Origin of the sequence: uncultured Anaerococcus sp., from assembly GCF_963510915.1 — a bacterium.
GTDB lineage: Bacteria > Bacillota > Clostridia > Tissierellales > Peptoniphilaceae > Anaerococcus.
Window position 1 is genome coordinate 1 of record NZ_CAUPHG010000134.1, and the last position, 3,476, is coordinate 3,476.

Consider the following 3,476-nt stretch of genomic DNA (forward strand, 5'->3'; position numbering starts at 1 on the left):
ACTTTTTTTTTTTTTTATTTTAATAATTTTTGTACTTTTAATTTTGATTTTTTAAAAATTAAAGTCATTGGTCCTGGCCAAAGTTCAAATAGTTTCCTATGACTTTCGCTTATCTCATCTACTAAATTATCCAACATAGAAATGTGAGAAATATGTAAGATAAGTGGGTTGTCTGATGGTCTACCCTTAGCTTTAAAAATCTTCTTGCATGCTTCTGCATTTAAACCATCAGCCCCAAGTCCATAAACTGTTTCTGTTGGAAAGGCTACTAGGTCTCCTTCCTTGATAAAGTTAGAAGCGATTTTTATATAATTTTTATTGATATTTTTTCTATCTATTTTGTAAATTTCAGTTTTCATTTAACCTTCTTTATCTGAGATATTGTAGGTTGGGTCAGAGTGAAGAGTAAGAATTACCCCTGTGTTTTTTCTAATCTTTTTTTCTATAGAGTCAATGTCGTTATGAAGTTCTGCAACAGTGATATTACCAGGAACTTCTACATGGCAAGAACCAGCTATATGTCCCTTGCCGTATTGGTGAAGATCTAGATGGTGAAATCCTCTTATATATTTCCCGCTCAGAATTATATCAGAAATTTCTTTTTCAATATCCCTATCTATTCTTTCTCCTAAAAGATATCCAACTGTTTCGTTGAATAAGTCTATACCCGGTTTGGTTACAAAAAATGCAACTACTACACCCATGGCTGCATCTAGATTAAATGATACATATCTTTGTAAAAATACACCTAAGATAATAGCAGTTGTTGATATAATATCGTTTCTAGCATCTAGCATTACCCCTAAATTCAAGTCTGATTCCAAATCATTATATAACTTCGTATTTAGTAAGTAAATATAAACCTTAATCAAAATACCAGCAAAAAGTATTACAAAAGATAAAAGGTTAAGACCATTTGGGTTTGGTTCATTAAAACTCTTTGCTGAATTTATAAATAGATTCAAGCCTACATAAACTATTACAATTGATACCAAAAGAGCCATTACATATTCAACTCTTCCGTGACCAAAAGGATGCTCTTCATCCGCAGGTTTCTTTGAAAAACTTGAACCCAAAAATGACATTATTGAAACAACTGAATCTGATAAGTTGTTAAAAGCATCATTTAAAATAGCAGTGGACCTAGTGTATATTCCTAAAAATATTTTTGATAGGAAAAGAAGAATATTCATGGCGATACCCATTATAGATGAAAGACTTATTAAATTTAGCCTAACAACCGGGTTATCTATATTTTTATAATCTTTGACAAATTTTTTAGCTAAAAATTTAAACAACTAATCGTCCTCGCCTACTTTTTCAAGTTTTCTAGTTTGATCTTCTGCTATTAGAGAATTAATCATTTCTTCAATATTGCCATTTAAAAAGTCGTCTAACTGGTAAATTGTTTTATTTATCCTATGGTCGGTAATCCTTCCTTGAGGGAAGTTATAAGTTCTTATTCTTTCAGACCTATCACCTGTTCCAACCTGGCTTTTTCTATTGTCTGCTATTTCCTTATTTCTCTTTTGCTCTTCAAGTTCATAAAGCCTTGCCCTAAGAACTCTCATAGCCTTTTCCTTGTTCTTAATCTGACTTTTTTCATCTTGGATGGCAACAACTAGGCCTGTAGGTATGTGGGTAAGCCTTACCGCAGAGTCTGTAGTATTTACTGACTGGCCGCCATTACCACTTGACCTATAAACATCAGTCCTGATGTCATTTGGGTCTATGTGAAGTTCAACTTCATCCACTTCTGGAAGTACTGCTACAGTTGCTGTTGAGGTGTGGATTCTGCCGCCGGACTCTGTTTCTGGTACCCTTTGAACCCTATGAACGCCAGATTCATATTTTAGTTTAGAATATGCTCCTTCACCTCTTACAACAAAGGTCGCATCCTTGATTCCACCAACTCCTTGGGTATTGACTTCAATTTCTTCTGTCTTAAAGCCTGCTTTGTCAGCGTACATGTTATACATTCTATAGAGATCGCCAGCAAAAAGACCTGCCTCATCTCCACCAGCTCCCGGTCTTATTTCAACGATAACGTCCTTTTCATCGTTAGGGTCTTTTGGGATTAGAAGAATTTGCATCTCATCCTTTAATACTTCTAACTTGTCCTTATTTTCCTCTATCTCTTCTTTAAGCATTTGTACCATTTCTTGATCATCAGCTTCATTTATGAGTTCTTGGTTTTCAGCTATAGTATCTTCAGCATTTTTTATTTCTTCATATTTTTCAACAACTGGTTTTAAAGAATTATATTCTTTAGAAACCTTCCTAAATTGGTCCATATCAGATAAAACTGCAGGATCAGCAAGTTTTGCTTCCAACTGTTTGTAATTATCTCTAACATGTTCTAAATTTTCAAACATTATTTATCCTTTCTGTGCAATAATAAACCTATCAAAATCATTAAAATCTTTTATATTTTGGATATTTACAAAGCCTTGATTTGTAAGCAATCTATTTAAAACTTCTTTTTGGTCATAACCTATTTCGAAAATCAAATGACCACCATCGTTTAAATAGCTATTCGCTTTTTTTATAATTTTCCTATAAAAATCAAGTCCATCTTCACCGCCATATAGGGCAGACTTTGGCTCAAAATAAAGTTCCCTATCAAGAGATTCGTAATCTTTTTTATTAATATAAGGAGGATTTGATATTATAAAATCAAATTTTCCTCTTATATTTTCAAACAAATCTGACCTTACAAAGTCTACATTTTCTATTCCAATATTTTTCTTATTTTCAAGTGCTAAACTTAATGCCTTTTCTTCTATGTCTGATCCTAATACAAAGGAATTTTCGATATTTTTTGCAAGAGATAAGGCTATAGCTCCTGTGCCTGTCCCAATATCTAAAATCCTATCTTTTTTTATAGGAGATTTAATTAGGTAATCAACAATTATTTCTGTTTCAAAACGTGGAATCAAGGCCCTTTCATCGACCTTTAGTTTTAGATTATAAAACTCCCACTCGCCTATGGCATATTGGAGTGGATATGAGTCTTTTCTCTTATTTATTATATCCTTTAATCTCTGGCTTTGCTTGTCATTTAAGTCTAAATTTTGATTCATCAAGACATAAGACTTGCTTTTGCCTAAAATATAAGTGAGGGCTATTAAACTTGTCTCGTAATCTATTTTTAAAAAGTCTGATATTTTCATTATTTTACACAAAAATAAGGTAAGTTGCCTTACCTTATTATCTTTCATACTATTATTTTCTACCGTATTTCTTGTTAAATCTTTCTACCTTACCACCACGTTCAGCAGTTCTTTGTTTACCAGAGTAGAATGGGTGACAATTGTTGCAAACTTCTACTTTGATTTCTTCTTCTGTTGAACCTACAGTAAACTCGTTGCCACATGACATACAAGTTACTTTGGCTTGGTGATATTCTGGATGTAATTCTTTATTCATAATTCACCTCTATTTTCCATTTCAATAAGCAATATAAATTATACCAG

General features: G+C 32.5%; 5 protein-coding genes. All 5 read right to left on the reverse strand.

The features are described from left to right. Nucleotides 1-14: 14 nt before the first annotated feature. Genes RQ893_RS08630 through rpmE form a run of 5 tightly spaced genes read right to left on the reverse strand, consistent with a single transcriptional unit; the run spans nucleotide 15 to nucleotide 3,429 of the window. Nucleotides 15-359 carry an L-threonylcarbamoyladenylate synthase gene (locus tag RQ893_RS08630; protein WP_311482610.1) on the reverse strand — a complete coding sequence of 115 codons (345 nt, stop codon included), beginning with the start codon at nucleotides 357-359 and terminating at the stop codon, nucleotides 15-17. Then, nucleotides 360-1,298: a cation diffusion facilitator family transporter gene (locus RQ893_RS08635; protein WP_311482611.1), complete on the reverse strand. Its 939-nt coding sequence runs from the start codon at nucleotides 1,296-1,298 to the stop codon at nucleotides 360-362. Continuing rightward, nucleotides 1,299-2,375 (reverse strand): peptide chain release factor 1, encoded by a 1,077-nt coding sequence (gene prfA / locus RQ893_RS08640; protein ID WP_311482612.1) that lies wholly within the window; start codon nucleotides 2,373-2,375, stop codon nucleotides 1,299-1,301. Nucleotides 2,376-2,378: 3 nt separating this feature from the next. After that, entirely contained in the window at nucleotides 2,379-3,173 is a 795-nt protein-coding gene (gene prmC / locus RQ893_RS08645; RefSeq protein WP_311482613.1) for a peptide chain release factor N(5)-glutamine methyltransferase, read from the reverse strand. A gap of 52 nt (nucleotides 3,174-3,225) precedes the next feature. After that, complete coding sequence (gene rpmE / locus RQ893_RS08650; RefSeq protein ID WP_004828860.1) at nucleotides 3,226-3,429, reverse strand: 50S ribosomal protein L31; 204 nt, start codon at nucleotides 3,427-3,429, stop codon at nucleotides 3,226-3,228. Nucleotides 3,430-3,476: the final 47 nt, after the last annotated feature.